We start from the raw sequence: 15835 nt of genomic DNA on the forward strand, positions 1-15835 counted from the left end.
TCGACGTCAGGTCGACGCATGCACGACGCGCAGCATGTCGTGCACGCCGGACGTCATCAGCGCGAGGAACGCGAGCAGGCCGACGTAGCAGAGTGCGTAGGTCGTCTTCGTCTCGATCGACGTCGCGTAGTACACCCGATTCTCCGGCGCGTCGGGATCGTAGCGCCACGCGCGCTTCAGTTGCGGCAGCGCGAGGATCGCCATCACGATCAGCAGCGGGCTCGGCCGATACACGAACAGCGCGATCAGCACCGGCACGCCCGCGAACCAGATGCGCGGCGACAGCACCGCGGTGATCCGGCCGCCGTCGAACGGCGACAGCGGAATCATGTTGAAGAGATTCAGGAAGAAACCCGTGTACGACAGCGCGAGCAGCAGGTTGCTGTCGTAGTGGCGCGCGGCCGCATAGCAGGCCAGCGCGCCGAGCGTGCCGACGAACGGCCCGGCGAGGCCGACGTATGCCTCCGTTTCCGCGTCGTGCGGCATTTCCTTCAACTGGATCCACGCGCCGACGAACGGGATGAAGGTCGGCAGCCCGACGTCGAGCCCGCGCCGCTGCGCGGCGACGTAATGGCCGGCTTCGTGCACCAGCAGCAATGCGACGAAACCGGCCGCGAAGCGCCAGCCGTAGAACAGCGCATAGACCGCGATCGAAGCGAGCATCGTGCCGGCCGATACGAGCACCTTGCCGAGCTTCAGGCCGCCGAAGATCAGCAGCAACAGCTTCGTCATTCCTTGCGCTCCGTGGCGGCCGCGTCGGATGCGTCGGCGACGGCCGGCACCGCGGTCGCCTTCGGCTTGCGCCCGAAGAAGCGCTTGAGCGCCGCGCCGCCGGCCAGCAGCGCGACCGCGCCGATCTTGAAGAACTTCACCGCGAACGCGCCGATCAGCGCGAGCAGCCCGAGCTTTTTCGCGCCGACGCCGACGATCAGCGCCGCGAGCCCGTACTCGGCGACGTGGTCCGTCGACTGGTTGAAATCGGCATAGCGCTTGCCGTCGTTGAAGCTGATGTTCGCCAGCAACGCGTCGGCCGACGCCTTGTACTTCGGCAGGTCGGCGAGCGTCGACGCCATCGTCAGCGACAGGTAGCCGTCGCGGCCGAGCACGAGCGTCCGATAGTTCACGCCGTCGTTGCCGGCATTCGGCGCCGCGCCCTTGTCGCGGATGATCGCCGACCACACGAGCCGGTGCGTGGCCGCGTCGTATGCGGGCGCCTTCGCCCAGCCGACCACCTCGGTTTCGGGCAGGCCGCGCTCCTTGCGCGCCGGGTTGTTCGCCTCGGTGCCGGCCTGCAGGCTTTTCAGCAGCTCGTCGGGCTTCCAGTCCTTCGCGTCGTCGTCGCGGATGTAGCCGCTCGGCTCGAACGACACGACCGAGATCCAGTCGGCGTCGGGATCGTCGGGCAGCACGAGGCCGACCAGCTTCGATTCGTCGATCGCGTTGCCCATCGAACGCAGGTAGCGGCCGGCCTCGGCGGCCGGCACGAACGATTCGCCGGCCTTCAGTTTCAGCACGGCTTCGTGTTTCACGTCGATGTCGGTCGGTCCCTTCACGACCGCTTCGTTGGCGGCCGCGGCGGCGGCCCTCATTTCCACCTGCGCAGCTTCGGTCTGCGCGTGGCCGCTGGTCGCGGCGAGTGCGAGCGTCGCCACGCAGGCGAGCCGGACGGCGAGTTTTTTCATTGTTGGATTCCCCTGGAATGCCTTGTTGTCGATGTGCGCGGCGGCCGGCCCATGCGTTGTCGTCGCGGGTCCGGCGCCGCCTCTCAGGTGGCACGGGGGCTATGGTAACGCAGCGGCCGTGCGCGCCGGGGTGGGCGTGGCGCGGCGCTTACCTCGCAGGTAATGCCAAAGCGGCGCGGGATTGCCTATCATCTGCGCCATGAACCCGACCGCCGCCCTCCATTCGCCCTCCCCGTCCGCCGGCCGCGCGTCCGGCATCGGTCCGCTGCTGCGCACGTGGCGGCAACGCCGTCGCCTGAGCCAGATGGCGCTCGCGCTCGACGCGGACGTATCCGCGCGCCACCTGAGCTTCGTCGAATCGGGCCGCGCGCAGCCGAGCCGCGAGATGGTGCTGCATCTCGCCGAACGCCTCGACGTGCCGCTGCGCGAGCGCAATGCGCTGCTCGTCGCGGCCGGCTTTGCGCCGCTGTTTCGCGAACGGCCGTTTTCGGACCCGGAACTGGATGCGGCGCGTCATGCGGTCGAGGCCGTGCTGCGTGGGCACGAGCCGTACCCGGCGCTTGCGGTGGACCGCCACTGGACGCTGCTCGCGGCGAACCGGATGCTCGGCGCGCTGGTCGCGCAGGCCGATCCGGCGCTGCTGCAGCCGCCCGTCAACGTGCTGCGGTTGAGCCTGCATCCGGACGGTCTCGCGTCGCAGATCGTCAACTGGCACGAATGGCGCGCGCACATCCTGCATCGGCTGCAGCGGCAGATCGATGCGAGCGGCGACCGCACGCTGCATACGCTGCGCGACGAACTCGCCGCGTATCCGGCGCCGGCCGGCCAGCCCGACGACGCGCCCGCGCGCACCGATTTCGCGGAGATCGCCGTGCCGCTGCGGCTACGCACGGCAAGCGGCGAGCTGACGTTCTTCAGTACGACGACGGTGTTCGGCACGCCGGTCGACGTGACGCTGTCGGAACTGGCGATCGAGGCGTTCTTTCCGGCGAATCCGGACACGGTGGATGCGATGCGGGCGTTGGCGGACGCGTTGCCGGCGGCGTAACGCCGGCCGGCGCGCCGGCATCGTGCCCCGATCAGCGACGCTCGAGCGCCAGCTTCACGCCCAGCGCCAGCAAGACGACGCCGCTGACGCGATGCATGCGCGTCAGGATGCGCGGGTTGCGGCGGATCGACGCCGACAGCAGGCCGGCGAACAACGCGACCGGCCCCTTGACGAGAAACGTCAGCCCGGCGAACGTCGCGCCGAGCACGAACAGCGACAGCATCGGATGCGGGGCGCCCGCCGGAACGAATTGCGGCAGGAACGCCAGATAGAAAAGCGCGACCTTCGGATTCGACACGTTGGACAGCGCGCCTTGCGCGAACGTCCGGAGCCGCGATGCCGGCGCATTGCCGTTGCCCGCGAGCGTCAATTCGCCCGACGAACGCAGCAGCGTGATGCCGAGGTACAGCAGGTACAGCGCGCCGATCACCTTCAGCGCGGTGAACAGCCATTCGGATGCCTGAAGCAGCGCACCCAGCCCGAGCGTCGCGAGCATCGTATGGACGAGCAGCCCGACGCTGACGCCCGCGGCGGTCACGAGGCCCGCGCGCGTGCCGCCGGACAGCGTGCGCGACATCACGAGCACCATGTCCTGGCCCGGCGTCAGAATGATCAGAAGGGAGGTGACCATGAACGGCAACCAGGCGACGTGCGGCATCGGGAAGCTCCTGAAAGTGGCGCCGCGGCGGGCGGGGATCGCGCGCGCGGGTTCGGGCAGTCGTCGGATTATCGGCAACTTCCGTTGGAGATTGGATGCAAAGTCGGCTATTTTCGGCCATGAATTTGGAGTTATTCTCCAATACTCATATTGCGGGTAGCCAAAAATGCCAATCAAACTGGACGCGATCGATCGACGCATTTTGCGTGCATTGCAGCAGAATTCGAACCAGACGAACGCCGACATCGCGCAGCAGGCCGGCCTGTCGCCCACGCCGTGCCTGCGCCGTGTTCACCTGCTCGAGGAACAGGGCGTGATCGACGCCTACGTCGCGCTGCTGAACCCGGCGGCCGTCGAGCTGCGCTTCACGGCATTCGTGCGCGTGACGCTGGAGCGCCAGGACAAGACGACGGTCGAACGCTTCGCGCGCGAGATGGAACGGGCGCCCGAGGTGCTCGAATGCCATCTGATGGCCGGCAGCTACGACTATCTGCTGCGCGTGATCGCGAAGGATCTCGACGACTATCAGCGCTTTCAGATGGAAACGCTCACGCAGATCGAAGGCGTACGCAATGTCGAAACCGAGATCCCGCTGAAGCGCATCAAGCAGACGGTGCGGCTGCCGATCTAGGTGTCGAGGAACGTCACGGCCTTCCCGGCCGGCCGGCCGTTCAACTCGCCGTCACGCACGACGCCCCGCCCGCGCACGACCGTATGCACGGGCCAGCCCGTGACCGCGCATCCGTCGTACGGCGTCCAGCCGCTCACGCTCGCGATCCATTCGTCGCGGACGGTCTGCCAGAGCGCGTCCCGACGATGCCGCTCGCGCACCGGCAATCAGAACTCGTTCTGGATGTGCTTGTAGCCGCGCACCAGCGCATTGTTCGTCCGCGCGACGTCCTCGGAGAAATCGCTCGCGTCGGGCGTCACTTGCGGCAACGCGGCGAGGTCGGTTTCCGGCCCGATGCGTTCGGTCGAGCGCACGTAGAAGCCCGGCGGCAGGCGGCAGCCGTCGACGACCGCGTTGTAGCGCACCACGCAGCCGTCGTCGATCGTGCAATTGAACAGCACGCTGTTGAATCCGACGAACACGCCGTCGCCGACCGTGCACGGCCCGTGGACGATCGCGCGATGCGCGATCGACGTGTGCCGGCCGATCGTCACGCTCGCGCCCGATTTCGAATGGATCACGACGCCGTCCTGGATGTTCGAATGCGCACCGATCACGATCGGCGCGATCTGGCCGTCCGCATCCGTCTCGTCGGCGCGGATCACCGCGTACGGGCCGATGAACACGTTCTCCTCGACGATCACGCGCCCGCACAGGATGGCGGTCGGGTCGACGAACGCGTTCGGATGAATCTGCGGCAGGTCGCCGCGCGGGTTTTTTCGGATCATGAGGATTCCTGCCGGGAAAGAACCTGACCGCGCTTGAGCCGCTCGAACAGACCCGGATCGCGCCACTGCGCGACGATCGCGGGCGCGAACACGATCGCGTCGAGGTCGATGCGGCCCATGCGCGGGTTGAATGCATCGTCGCGGAAGCACTGTGCGTAGCCGGTCTCGGTTTCGTGAACGATCACCGAATGCAGTCGCACGTCGGCTTCGCCGTTCGACATCGGCGTGCCCGACAACGCGGCATCGACGAGCCGGAACAGCACGCGCGAGAACTGCTCGGCGCTCGGCGACACCGGCAGCCGCACCCAGCGCTCCGAATGCAGTTGCATGCTTTCGACGTAGCGCGGATCGTCGTCCGACCACAGCGTCACCGCATGGTCGAACGCGTCGATCAGGTCGCGCACGTCGCCCTTGAGCAGCCCGAAGTCGTAGATCATCTGCCCGTGATCCAGCGCATGCGCTTCGAGCAGCAACTCGACACGGTACGAGTGGCCATGGATCGAATGCGAGCAGCGTCGCGTGCTGCAGCCGCGTACGACGTGTGCGTTCTCGAACCGGAACAGCTTGCGGATCAGCATGCGTCGCTCCCTTCGCGTACCGGTGCGGCCCACGCCACTGCATCGTGCGGATGCAGGCTTTCGAGATGGCGCACGTGCACGCGCGGGCTCGCATGGCGATCCGCCAGCGCGGCCTGCACGCGGCGCGCGGCATCCTCGACGAACATCAGGTTCTCGCCGTTCAGCACCGCGAACGCCTGCTCGTCCGCACGCTTGACGGCCGTCTGCACCGGTGTGCCCAGCGCACGCTCGACGCGATCGACGAGGTCGATCAGCCCCAGTGTCGCGCCATCGGCCGGCAGCGCCACGCCAACGACGGCTTCGCTGCGCTGGCTGTGCGGCGTGGCGGCCGTCGCATGCCGTTTCAGCCACGCGGCGACCGCCGCCGGCTCCACGCGATCGTCGCGGCCGAACGCCGTCAGAAACGCCTGTTCGACCCAGTGCCGCGACAACGCGGCCGAGCACGGGCACGTCGACGAATAGACGATCGTCGCCTGCGCACGCAGCGCGAACGCCTCCCCGGCCAGCGTCGCGTCGATCTGCACCGGATAAGCCTTCCAGCCGGCCAGCCCGTCGGTCACGAGCGCGGCGCGACGGGCCAGCAGGTCGAAGCGCAGCCGCACGCGCGCGCTGCGCGTATCGCAGTCGCGGTGGCTGTCGATCATCGCGCGCAGCATGCGCTGCAAGCCCGCCGGCGACAGCGCTTCGCCGTCGGCCAGCCCGTCGAGCAGCCCGTACAGCCGCGACATGTGGATGCCTTTCACCCGCGGCGCAGGCAGATCGACCTGGACGTCGGCACGCGCATGCACGTCGCGCCGGCAGCCGGGCTCCGCCACGACGACGGGCAGATCGATGCCCTGCATGCCGACCCATTCGAGCGGGCCAGGGCCCGGCGCGGCATCGGTCAGGGAAATATCGGGAAGCGCTGCATTCATGTCTGGAATCCGGTGGAGCGCCTTCTCCATCCGGATCGATGCAGGCAGCGCGCGTTCAGGTCAGGGCCAGTCGCGAAACGGGTTGTCCCACGTGGTCCAGTGTTCGGGGCCGGTCGCCATCTCGGCGTCGGTCAGCAGACACGCGTCGAAGCGCGCGCGCAGCGCCGGCTCGTCCATGTCCATGCCGATCAGCACGAGTTCCTGCCGTGCGTCGCCGACGTGCTCGTCCCAGCGCGCGCGGATCTGCGCGACGGCTTCCGGATCCTGCGGCCAGCGCTCGGGCGGCACCGCCGCCCACCAGTGGCCGGCGGGCCCGTGCCGCGCGACCGCGCCCGCCTGCGACCACGAACCGGCGACGGTCGGATGCGTGGCCAGCCAGAAGAACCCCTTCGAGCGGACGACGCCCGGCCATTCGCTTTCGACGAGATCGAGGAAGCGCTGCGGATGGAACGGCCGCCGCGCGCGATAGACGAAGCTGCGAATGCCGTATTCGTCGGTCTCCGGCGTGTGCGTGCCGCGCAGTTCCTGCAGCCAGCCCGGCGCGCGCGACGCCGCGTCGAAGTCGAACAGGCCCGTGTCGAGCACACGTTCGAGCGGCACCTTGCCGAATTCGGCGATCTCGATCCGCGCTCGCGGGTTCAGCCCGCGCAGCAGTGCGACCAGCCGCTCGCGCGCGCTGTCGTCGATCAGGTCGATCTTGTTGATCACGAGCACGTCGCAGAACTCGATCTGGTCGATCAGCAGATCGACGACCGTGCGCGCGTCCTCGTCGCCCATCGACTCGCCGCGCGATTGCAGGCTGTCGCGCGACGCGTAGTCGCGCAGGAAATTGAACGCGTCGACCACCGTCACCATCGTGTCGAGCCGCGCGACTTCGCCGAGACTGCGGCCGTCCTCGCCTTCGAACGTGAACGTCTCGGCCACCGGCAGCGGCTCCGAGATGCCGGTCGATTCGATCACGAGTTGATCGAAGCGCCCTTCGCGCGCGAGCCGGTCGACCTCGATCAGCAGATCCTCGCGCAGCGTGCAGCAGATGCAGCCGTTGCTCATCTCGACCAGCTTCTCGTCGGTGCGCGACAGCCCCGCGCCGCCGTCGCGCACGAGCGCGGCGTCGATGTTGACCTCGGACATGTCGTTGACGATGACCGCGACGCGACGGCCCTCGCGATTGTTGAGGATGTGGTTGAGCAGCGTCGTCTTGCCGGCGCCGAGAAAGCCGGACAGGACGGTCACGGGAAGCCGCGTGGACGGGTGAAGGGCGGGACTCATCGGGCAATTCCGGAACGGGACGTTGGGGATGAAATGATATATTGTATCGCTACGATATAACATATCATTTCGGACGTCCAGCAGGCCGGCTCGTCGATGCGGCAACAGCGAAAGCAGCAGCACACGGCGCCGTGCCGGTGCCGCCGCGCTGCGTATCACGTATAGAGCGACGCGGGCGGCAATTCCGCGGTGAGCGCGAACCGGCCCACGTCGCGCAGCCGGTAGTCGAGCGGATCGTGCAGCGTATGCGTGCGCGCATTCCGCCAGAAGCGGTCGAGGCCGAGCGATGCGGCCGTCGCGCGCGCGCCGCACGCATCGAACAGCGCCTCGCCGTTGTCGAGCGCCGCGCGCTGCGCGACGATCTTCGCTTCCGATACGGCGAGCGCGACTTCGGCGCGTTCGTCGGCCGTCAGCGCATCCTGCCGCGCCCACGCGTGCTGCAACGCGCTGGCCGCGCGATCGGCCAGCGCGGCCGCGGCAATCGCGCGCACGCGCATGTCGCCGAAGCGCTGGAGCGTGTACGGATCGTCTTCGGCCCGCTCGACGCCCGAATGAATCCACGGGCGGCCATGCTGCCGCACGTAGTCGCGCGCCTCGGCCAGCGCGCCTTCCGCCAGGCCGACGAACAGGTTCGTCAGCACGAGCTGCGACACGAGCGTGCGCAGCGTCGCGCGCGGCGTCGGCGGGGTCTCGGAACGATGCAGCACCTCGTCCGCCGCGAGCGCCACGCCGGCGAAGCGCACGCTGCCGCTGTCGGTCTGGCGCTGGCCGATCGGGTCCCAATCCTCGTCGACCGCGATCCCCACCCGATCAGTCGGCACCACGCCGAACACGGTCCGGCCGGTGGCCGGATCGTGCGCGGACACCGTCATCCGCTGCGAGCCGCGCGTGCCGGAACAGAAGCCTTTCACGCCGTCGAGCCGGTAGCCGCCGTCGGGCGTCGCCGTGGCCACGAGCCGCGTGTCGAGCGGATTGACCGCGTTGCCCCACCACCAGCGCTCGTCGACCGTGCCGCGCAGGTAGCGCTCGCGCTGCGCGGCGCTGCCCCACACGTCGACGCTCACCACTTGCAGGCACTGGAACCCGACGAGATGCGCGAGCGCGCTGTCGACCCGCGCGACCTGCCGGATCGTGTCGTAGATCGCGGGCCACGCCGCTTCCTGACCGCCGAATGCGCGCGGCACCGCGAGCGTCAGCAGGCCCGCATCGGCGAGCCACTGCTTCTCCTGTGCCGCATGACCGCCCGCGCGGTCGCGCTCGGCGGCACTCGCGCGCAGTGCGTCGATCGCGCGCGCCAGCGCAGCGCGGTCGACGGCCGGCGTATCGGTATCCGGCGCGAGGGTCGCCGGACGGCGTGGATCGTTCATGCGACGGCTTCCTGTTCAGCGGTTTCGCCCGACAGCGGTACGAGCGCGCCGAGCCGGCGGCCGGTCAGCCGCGACAGGATCTCGCGCCGCCAGTCGTCGTAGATCGCACGATATTCCGCGATATCCGCGCCGAACACCAGCGCGGTGTGCGCGTACTCGTCGTGCAGGTAGCCGTCGAGTCGCGCCTGGGTTTCCTCGTCGGCCGCGATCACGCGATCGATCAGCGCGTCGCGCTCGGCGGCCGGCAGCGCCTGTAACGTGTCGAACCACCACTGGACGATCTGCACGCGATGCCACTCCTCGTCCGGGCGAATCCGGTTCTCGCCGTGCTCGCGCATCGCGCTGTCGCCGATGCGGCCGGTCTTGCGCTGAATCCACAGCTTCGCGAGGATGTGCAGCTCGTAATGCCATTCGAACGCGAGAAACCCCGCGACGTCGCGCACCGCGATGTCGCCGATGCGCGCCCAGTGCGCGGCGACGAGCCGGTCGACTTCCGGCAGCGGATCGCGCCCGGTGAGTGCGGTCACGCGCTCGCGGCCGATCGCCGCATGCGCGCCGTCATCGCCGAGCTGGCGCGACAGGATCAGCTGGAAATGCGGATCGTCGCGGAACAGCGTGTCGATCGCCTTCGCGACGACCTGCACGATGAACAGGTCGTGCGACGCCATCTTCGTGTAGTAGTCGGCGACGGCGGCCAGCTCGTCGTCGTTGCGCGGCTCGCGCGGCGGCGTCGCCAATTTGTCGGGGAAGTCCGGACGATGGCGTCGCGCCACGTCGAGAAACAGCGCTTCCTCGAATTGTCCGTTCCATTCGCGCGGCGCGCCGAGGGGCAAGGTCATCGTTTTTCTCTCTCAGGATCATGAAGGAAGCGAGCGGACGCTCGTGGCGTCGCTCAGGTACGCCGGGTCACGCGTCGGACCAGGCGGTCGCCCGTGATTTGCACGGCCGAGACGAGCGCGATCAGGATCACGATCACGGTCGCCATGACGGTGGTGTCGAAACGTTGATAGCCGTAGCGGATCGCGAGATCGCCGAGGCCGCCCGCGCCGACGGCGCCCGCCATCGCGGTCGAGCCGATCAGCGCGACGACGGTGATCGTGAAGCCGCCGAGCATGCCGGGCAGCGCTTCGGGCAGCAGCACGTGCCACACGATGTGGCGACGCTTCGCGCCCATCGCGAGCGCGGCCTCGATCAGCCCGCGATCGACTTCGCGCAGGCTCACTTCGGCGATCCGCGCGAAGAACGGGATCGCGGCGATCGACAGCGGCACGACGGCCGCCCAGACACCGATCGTCGTGCCGATCAGCACGCGCGTGAACGGCAGCAGCGCGACCAGCAGGATGATGAACGGCGTCGAGCGGAACACGTTGACGAGCGCGCCGAGCACCGCGTTCACGCCGCGCCGCGCGTAAATGCCGCCCGGCGCGGTGGTCACGAGAATCACCGCGAGCGGGATGCCGACCAGCGCGGCGATCGCGGCCGACGCGGCGACCATCGACAGCGTGTCGCGGATCGCGTCGAGCAGTTCGGGCCACCAGAGCTCAAACATAGCCGAGCACCTCCGCGCGATTCGCATGGCGGCGCGCGCGTTCGAGCAGCGCGGCGACCGCACCGCCGCGCGCCGCCGACGGGCCGGCGTCGTCCGCACGCGGCGTCGCGGCGATCACGAGCCGCCCCTGCGCATGCCCGCGGATGCTTTCGATGCCGCCGTGCAGGAACCGTACGGAGCCGCCGAGCGCCGCCGCGAGCGCGCCGACGTCCGGCTCGCCGCCGCTCTCGCCCGTATAGCGGACGTCGAGCACGATCTGCGCGCCGTCGGGCAGCGCGGCCGGCTCGGGCAGCGGCCGCACGCGCGCGGCCAGCTCGGCCGGCAGGTCGTACCCGAGCGTGCTCAGCAGCGCACGCGTCGCACCGTGGCGCGGATCGCCGAACACGCGCCACACCGGCCCCGTTTCGACGACCTCGCCCTGTTCGATGACCGCAACGGTGTCGCACACCGCGCGGATCACCTCCATCTCGTGCGTGATCAGCACGATCGTCAGACCGAGGCGGCGATTGATGTCCGCGAGCAGCGCGAGGATCGATTGCGTGGTCTCCGGATCGAGCGCCGACGTCGCCTCGTCGCACAGCAGCACCTCGGGATCGTGCACGAGCGCCCGCGCAATGCCGACACGCTGCTTCTGTCCGCCCGACAGGCTCACCGGATACGCATCGCGCTTCGCGGCGAGCCCGACGAGATCGAGCAGCGCCTCGACCTTGCGCACGCGCTCCGCCTTCGGTACGCCGGCAATCTTCAGCGGCAGCGCGACGTTCTCGAACACCGTCTTCGCGGACAGCAGGTTGAAATGCTGGAACACCATGCCGGTGCGGCGCCGCAACGCGACGAGGCCATCCTCGTCGAGCGCGCCGACGTCGACGCCCTGCACGCGCACGCGGCCCGAGCTCGGCCGTTCGAGGCCGTTCACGAGCCGCAGCAGCGTCGACTTGCCGGCCCCGCTGCGGCCGATGATCCCGAACACCTCGCCGCGCCGCACGTCGAGCGTCACGTCGCGCAGCGCGGCGGCGTGGCCGCGCGGCGTCGCGAACACCTTGCCGACCTGCTCCAGCGACACGGCCGCGCCATCGGCCGGCGCGGCCGTTTCCTCATGCGCCGTCGGACCGGCGCCGGCGCTCACGGCCGATGCCTCGATGAAACCCAGCGTATCGAACAATTGCGTCATCGCTTCGCTCCGTCACGTTCAGGCATGCGCGGGATGCGCGGGTTCGGATACGGCGGTCAGCCGGTGCTGCGCGCCGGTGTGCCACGCGGGCAGGCGCGGGCCTGCGCCGAACAGCTTCTCGCGCAGCGTCGGCGCGGGATCGTAGTCTTCCTTATAGACGCCGCGGTTCTGCAACTCGGGCACGACCCAATCGACGAAATCCTCGAACGATTCCGGCATCACGGTGCGCGTCAGGTTGAAGCCGTCGATGCCCGTCTCGTCGATCCACGACTGCAGCTCGTCCGCGACCTGCGACGGCGAGCCGACGATCGGTGCATAGCGGCCGCCGAGCGACATCTGCTCGAGCATCCGGCGCACCGTCCACGTACCGGTCGTGCTCTTGCGCGAGATCGCGTCGACCGCCGACTGGATCGAATCGGTCTTCACGTACGAGATCGGCTCGTCGAGGCCGTATTTCGCGAAGTCGATGCCGGTCGAGCTCGCGAAGTGCGCGAGGCCGGCTTCCGGGCTCGCGTAGCGCCGGTACTCGTCGAATTTCTCGCGCGCGAGCCGCTCGGTCTCGGCGGTCACGACGCTCACCCCGGCGAAAATCCTGATCGACGCCGGGTCGCGCCCCTGCCGCGCGGCGGCCGCGCGGATGTCGAGCGCCGCCGCGCGCGCCGCGGCCTTGCTCTGTCCGTTCACGAACACGCATTCCGCGTGGCGGCCCGCGAACTCGACGCCGCGCGCGGACGAGCCGGCCTGGTACAGCACCGGCGTGCGCTGCAGCGACGGTTCGCTCAGATGAATCGCATCGATCGAATAGAACGGGCCGTCGTGCTTCACGCGCCGCACCTTGCCCGGCTGCGCGAACACACGCGCCTGCGCGTCGCGGATCACCGCATCGTCGTCCCAACTCCGTTCCCACAACTTGTAGACGACGTCCATGTAATCGTCGGCGCGTTCGTAGCGGTCGTCGTGGCCGATCTGCTGCGCGAGGCCCATCCCGCGCGCGGCGCTGTCGAGGTAGCCGGTGACGATGTTCCAGCCCACGCGCCCTTTCGTCAGATGATCGAGCGTCGACATGCGGCGCGCGAACAGGTACGGCGGTTCGTAGGTCAGGTTCGCGGTCACGCCGAAGCCGAGATGCCGCGTGACCTGCGCCATCGCCGGCACGAGCAGCAGCGGATCGTTGACGGGCACCTGCACCGATTCGCGCAGTGCGACGTCCGGGCTGCCGCCGAACACGTCGTACACGCCGACGATGTCCGCGAGAAAGATCCCGTCGAATTTGCCGCGTTCGAGCGTCTTCGCGAGATCGGCCCAGTAGTCGAGATCGGTGTAGTGCGCGGAGCGGTCGCGCGGATGCGTCCACAGCCCGTGGTTGATGTGCCCGACGCAGTTCATGTTGAACGCGTTGAGCAGAATCTTCTTGCGGTTCGCCGTCGTCATGTCGCCCCCGTCACCATGCGATCGCGTACAACGAGCCGAACGCGTTGTCGAGCGCTTTACGCACGGCCGGCGAGTGCTGGTAGATCGCGATGAACTTGCGGATGCGCGGATCGTTCGCGCTCTCGGGCCGCACGACCCACTGGATCGCGAAGTTCTTGTTCTCGGTGCCGTCGAACAGCAGCGCGCCGTTCGGGTCGGCCGTGCCCGCGAGCTTGATGAAGCTCGGGTAGCCCTGCGCGAGGTCGACGTCGTCGAGCGAGCGCGCGAGCTGCGACGCTTCGAGCGGAATGATCTTCAGGTGCTTCGGATTGGCGACGATGTCGTGCGTCGTCGCACGGTAGTCGGCGCCCGGCTTCAGCGTGATCAGCCCCGCGCGCTGCAGCAGCAACAGCCCGCGCCCGCCGTTGACCGGGTCGTTCGCGATCGCGACGCGCGCGCCGTCCTTCAGCTCGGCGAAGCTTTTCACCTTCTTCGAATAGAGGCCGATCTTCATGATCGTGCCGGGCGCGATCGCGATGAAATCGTAGCCGCCCTGCTTCTTCGCGTTCTCGAGAAACGGGATGTGCTGGAAGTAGTTGACGTCGATATCCTTGTTCGCGAGCGCCGCGTTCGGCGTATTCCAGTCGGTGAATTCGACGATCTTCACGTCGAGGCCCTGCGCCTTCGCCTCCTTCGCGGCGATCTTCAGCGCCTCGATCTGCGGGCTGGTCGAGATGCCGACCTTCAGCGGCGCGGTGTCGGCGCGCGCGCCGTTCGGCAGCACGAGGCCGAGCCACGCCGCGAGCAGCGCGGCCGTCAGCAGGCGGGCCACGCGGCCGGCGGAAAAGCGGGCGGAAAAAACGGGATGCAGCATGGAAACCACTCTCCTGTCCAAGGACGGTATCGACGGATGAGCGACGCCGCGGCGAACGCACGGGCGCTCTCCGGACAGTCGTCGTTGCATCGGAAAAGGATCAGCCGATGATAGAGAGCGGCGGCAGGGCGGTCTACGAAGCGATTGTGCGAAGAAAATCGCGCGCGGCGATATGGCGGCCGTCGGGCGCGCTGCGCCGCCCGGCAGACCGAATGCCGCCCATGCCGCGCCGATCGCCCGCGCGCGCCGCAGCGGAGCAACGGCCGACTGCCCGGGCCGCCGCCAGGCCGAAATCTCGGCCTGCCCGCCGCGCCGATTCCGAAATCTCGGCCAGCCGGCGTGGAAACCCTTTCCGCAGACGAAATAAATCCCTTATGAATCAATGCATTGAAAATATTCCAGCAAGCCGCGATGCTGGCACGGGGGTTGCATAACAGACGGCACACGATGCCGCGAAGCGAATGCAGGCATTCCAAACATCAGGAGACACGTCTTGCAGACCTCTATCCAAACCCCGTCCCAGCCGGAGCCGATTGCCGCCACCGGTCCCGCCACGCGCGAACGTTTCTGGCCGGAAGGCTGGTGGAAGCTGATGGAAATCCGCATCGGCATCATCCCGCTGCCGGTCTACGTGATCCTGTTCGGGCTGATCGTCGGCTTCGCGGTGACGGGCAAGGTGCCCGGCGAAATCTCGATGGCGATCGCCGTCCTCGCGTTCTTCGGATTCACCTGCGCGGAACTGGGCAAGCGCCTGCCGCTGCTGCGCAACATCGGCGCGGCCGCGATCTTCGCGACCTTCGTGCCGTCGGCGCTCACCTATTACCACGTGCTGCCGAAGCCGGTGCTGAACCTGACGGTCGAATTCACGAAGTCGACCAACTTCCTGTACCTGTTCATCGCGTCGATCATCGTCGGCAGCATCTTGAGCATGGACCGGCGCGTGCTGATCCAGGGCTTCGTGAAGATCTTCGTCCCGCTCGCGGTCGGCTCCATCGCGGCCGCGATCGTCGGCACGGCGGTCGGCACCGCGCTCGGCCTCGGCGCACGCCACACGCTGCTGTACATCGTCGTGCCGATCATGGCGGGCGGCGTCGGCGAAGGCGCGATTCCGCTGTCGATCGGCTATTCGGAACTGATGCACCTGCCGCAAGGCGAGATGTTCGCGATGGTGCTGCCGTCGGTGATGCTCGGCAGCCTGACCGCGATCATCCTGTCGGGCGCGCTCGACATGGTCGGCAAGCGCCTGCCGCACCTGACCGGCAACGGTCGCCTGCAAGTCGGAGAAAGCGGCGACATGACGCCGGAAAGCGAGGAGATCCGCGGCCACGTCGACGTCACGCACATCGCCGGCGCCGGCATCACGGCGATCACGCTGTACCTGGTCGGCCTGATGGCGCACAAGCTGTTCGGCCTGCCCGCGCCGGTCGCGATGCTGTTCCTCGCGGTGCTGGTGAAGCTCGCGCGTGCGGTGTCGCCGCCGCTGCAGGAAGGCGCGTTCGTCGTCTACAAGTTCTTCTCGACCGCCGTCACGTATCCGCTGCTGTTCGCGATCGGCGTCGCGATGACGCCGTGGGACAAGCTGACCGCCGCCTTCACGATCGTCAACGTGGTCACGATCGTGTCGACCGTCGCGACGCTGATGGGCACCGGTTTCGTGGTCGGCCGCCTGTTGAAGATGTACCCTATCGACACCGCAATCGTGAACGCCTGCCACAGCGGGCAAGGCGGCACCGGCGACGTCGCGATCCTGACCGCCGCGAACCGGATGCAGCTGATGCCGTTCGCGCAGATCGCCACCCGCATCGGCGGCGCGATCGTCGTCACGGTGACGCTGATCCTGGTCGCGCACTTCGGATAATGTGCGGCCGCGCGCATCGTCGCGCCGGCTGCCTCGCACGCGCCGCCGCCGGCCCTGCC

The 15835-nt window shown here is 68.4% G+C and carries 16 protein-coding genes and 1 pseudogene; 3 read left to right on the forward strand and 14 right to left on the reverse strand.

Translation table 11 applies throughout. From position 1 onward, the window contains the following. Window positions 1-6 precede the first annotated feature (6 nt). Both WS95_RS00965 and WS95_RS00970 read right to left on the reverse strand, forming a co-directional pair. Entirely contained in the window at window positions 7-732 is a 726-nt protein-coding gene (locus WS95_RS00965) for a site-2 protease family protein (RefSeq protein ID WP_034206080.1), read from the reverse strand. After that, a complete protein-coding gene (locus WS95_RS00970) occupies window positions 729-1682 on the reverse strand; it encodes a DUF2167 domain-containing protein (RefSeq protein ID WP_059821801.1) in 954 nt (317 codons plus the stop codon). The genes WS95_RS00965 and WS95_RS00970 overlap by 4 nt, the downstream gene beginning before the upstream one ends. Before the next feature lie 199 nt (window positions 1683-1881). On the opposite strand from WS95_RS00970, the gene WS95_RS00975 reads away from it, so the two are divergent. Next, on the forward strand, window positions 1882-2730 hold the full coding sequence (locus tag WS95_RS00975; protein WP_059821802.1) for a helix-turn-helix domain-containing protein: 849 nt from the start codon (window positions 1882-1884) through the stop codon (window positions 2728-2730). Window positions 2731-2761: 31 nt separating this feature from the next. On the opposite strand, the gene WS95_RS00980 is transcribed toward WS95_RS00975, so the two are convergent. Continuing rightward, on the reverse strand, window positions 2762-3388 hold the full coding sequence (locus tag WS95_RS00980; RefSeq protein ID WP_059821804.1) for a LysE family translocator: 627 nt from the start codon (window positions 3386-3388) through the stop codon (window positions 2762-2764). A 166-nt stretch (window positions 3389-3554) separates the two neighbouring features. Here WS95_RS00980 and WS95_RS00985 point away from each other — a divergent pair, with 166 nt between their 5' ends. Next, window positions 3555-4019, forward strand: coding sequence for an Lrp/AsnC family transcriptional regulator (locus tag WS95_RS00985; RefSeq protein ID WP_059780030.1), 465 nt, complete (start codon window positions 3555-3557; stop codon window positions 4017-4019). On the opposite strand, the pseudogene WS95_RS00990 reads toward WS95_RS00985, so the two are convergent. The 11 genes and pseudogenes from WS95_RS00990 to WS95_RS01040 form a co-directional block, all read right to left on the reverse strand. Continuing rightward, a pseudogene (locus tag WS95_RS00990) lies at window positions 4016-4180 on the reverse strand (dihydroorotase); the annotation flags it as partial. The gene WS95_RS00985 and the pseudogene WS95_RS00990 overlap by 4 nt on opposite strands. A 45-nt stretch (window positions 4181-4225) precedes the next feature. Beyond that, the gene (locus tag WS95_RS00995; RefSeq protein ID WP_034206075.1) at window positions 4226-4786 is read right to left on the reverse strand and encodes a gamma carbonic anhydrase family protein; all 561 of its coding nucleotides are present in this window, start codon (window positions 4784-4786) and stop codon (window positions 4226-4228) included. After that, entirely contained in the window at window positions 4783-5364 is a 582-nt protein-coding gene (locus WS95_RS01000) for a 6-pyruvoyl trahydropterin synthase family protein (protein ID WP_059821806.1), read from the reverse strand. The genes WS95_RS00995 and WS95_RS01000 overlap by 4 nt, the downstream gene beginning before the upstream one ends. After that, on the reverse strand, window positions 5358-6278 hold the full coding sequence (gene folE2, locus WS95_RS01005; RefSeq protein ID WP_179949015.1) for a GTP cyclohydrolase FolE2: 921 nt from the start codon (window positions 6276-6278) through the stop codon (window positions 5358-5360). The genes WS95_RS01000 and folE2 overlap by 7 nt, the downstream gene beginning before the upstream one ends. Before the next feature lie 60 nt (window positions 6279-6338). Further along, complete coding sequence (gene zigA, locus WS95_RS01010; RefSeq protein WP_179949014.1) at window positions 6339-7547, reverse strand: zinc metallochaperone GTPase ZigA; 1209 nt, start codon at window positions 7545-7547, stop codon at window positions 6339-6341. Between the two features lie 155 nt (window positions 7548-7702). Beyond that, entirely contained in the window at window positions 7703-8914 is a 1212-nt protein-coding gene (locus tag WS95_RS01015) for an acyl-CoA dehydrogenase family protein (RefSeq protein ID WP_059821808.1), read from the reverse strand. Beyond that, window positions 8911-9753 (reverse strand): hypothetical protein, encoded by an 843-nt coding sequence (locus tag WS95_RS01020; protein ID WP_034206070.1) that lies wholly within the window; start codon window positions 9751-9753, stop codon window positions 8911-8913. The genes WS95_RS01015 and WS95_RS01020 overlap by 4 nt, the downstream gene beginning before the upstream one ends. A 53-nt stretch (window positions 9754-9806) precedes the next feature. Next, entirely contained in the window at window positions 9807-10463 is a 657-nt protein-coding gene (locus WS95_RS01025) for a methionine ABC transporter permease (RefSeq protein ID WP_034206069.1), read from the reverse strand. Beyond that, window positions 10456-11634, reverse strand: coding sequence for a methionine ABC transporter ATP-binding protein (locus WS95_RS01030; protein ID WP_059821809.1), 1179 nt, complete (start codon window positions 11632-11634; stop codon window positions 10456-10458). The genes WS95_RS01025 and WS95_RS01030 overlap by 8 nt, the downstream gene beginning before the upstream one ends. An 18-nt stretch (window positions 11635-11652) precedes the next feature. Then, window positions 11653-13065, reverse strand: a complete 1413-nt coding sequence (locus WS95_RS01035) for an LLM class flavin-dependent oxidoreductase (RefSeq protein WP_059821811.1) — start codon at window positions 13063-13065, stop codon at window positions 11653-11655. A 10-nt stretch (window positions 13066-13075) separates the two neighbouring features. Continuing rightward, the gene (locus WS95_RS01040) at window positions 13076-13918 is read right to left on the reverse strand and encodes a MetQ/NlpA family ABC transporter substrate-binding protein (RefSeq protein ID WP_059821812.1); all 843 of its coding nucleotides are present in this window, start codon (window positions 13916-13918) and stop codon (window positions 13076-13078) included. Window positions 13919-14411: 493 nt separating this feature from the next. On the opposite strand from WS95_RS01040, the gene WS95_RS01045 reads away from it, so the two are divergent. Further along, complete coding sequence (locus WS95_RS01045) at window positions 14412-15776, forward strand: 2-hydroxycarboxylate transporter family protein (RefSeq protein WP_034206065.1); 1365 nt, start codon at window positions 14412-14414, stop codon at window positions 15774-15776. Window positions 15777-15835: the final 59 nt, after the last annotated feature.

The sequence above is a fragment of the Burkholderia sp. MSMB1826 genome (assembly GCF_001526325.1).
In the GTDB taxonomy this organism is placed as follows: Bacteria; Pseudomonadota; Gammaproteobacteria; order Burkholderiales; family Burkholderiaceae; genus Burkholderia.